This is a genomic window from Paracraurococcus lichenis (assembly GCF_030657435.1).
GTDB classification, from domain to species: domain Bacteria; phylum Pseudomonadota; class Alphaproteobacteria; order Acetobacterales; family Acetobacteraceae; genus Paracraurococcus; species Paracraurococcus lichenis.
The window spans coordinates 1-905 of sequence record NZ_JAUTWS010000357.1; the positions used below are offsets into that span (position 1 = coordinate 1).

Annotated in this window: 1 protein-coding gene; it reads left to right on the forward strand. The window is 65.4% G+C overall.

What is annotated here, in order from left to right; genetic code table 11:
- Positions 1-905, forward strand: a 905-nt coding sequence (locus Q7A36_RS40230) for an IS256 family transposase (RefSeq protein WP_305109397.1), incomplete at both ends; no start/stop codon positions are given.

A 905-nucleotide genomic window follows, 5' to 3' on the forward strand; every position in this document is an offset into this window, starting at 1 on the left:
GCGGTGATCCAAGAGGCCTGGATCGGCGGTGTCTCGACCCGGCGCGTGGACGAGCTGGTGCAGGCGATGGGCCTGACCGGCATCGGCAAGAGCACGGTGAGCAAGCTGTGCAAGGACATCGACGAACGGGTGGGCGCGTTCCTCGAGCGCAAGCTGGAGGGTGACTACCCGTACCTCTGGCTCGACGCGACCTACCTGCGCCAGCGCGAGGGCGGGCGGATCGTCACTGTAGCGGCGATAATCGCCGTGGCCTGCGACGCCGAAGGGCGGCGCGAGATCATTGGCCTGCACATCGGGCCGTCGGAGGCGGAGACGTTCTGGTCCAGCTTTCTACGCAGCCTGGTCAAGCGCGGTCTGAAAGGCGTCAAGCTGGTCATCTCCGACGCGCATGAGGGGCTCAAGGCCGCCATAGCTCGGGTCCTCGGCGCGACGTGGCAACGGTGCCGCGTTCACTGGATGCGGACGGCGCTCGCGCATGTCGGCAAGCCGCAGCAATCGATAGCCGCGGCAGCGCTGCGCCAGGCCTTCCTGCAAGCCGACCAGCAAAGCGCACGACAGACCTGGCGACATGTCGCCGACCAGTTGCGCCCACGATGGCCAAAGCTGGGTACGTTGATGGACGAGAGCGAGGACGATGTGCTGGCCTACATGTTCTTTCCTGCCGCTCACCGCACCAAGCTGCACTCGACGAATACGCTGGAGCGGCTGAACAAGGAGGTGAAACGCCGCGCCGATGTCGTCGGCATCTTTCCTTCTGAACAGTCGATCATCAGGTTGGTCGGCGCCGTGCTGCTCGAGGCCAACGACGAATGGCAACTGCAGCAGCGATACCTGGGCGTCGAGGCCATGGCCGAGACGCTGAACCCCGCGCCGACCAACGACACACTGCAACTGCCCACCAAGGC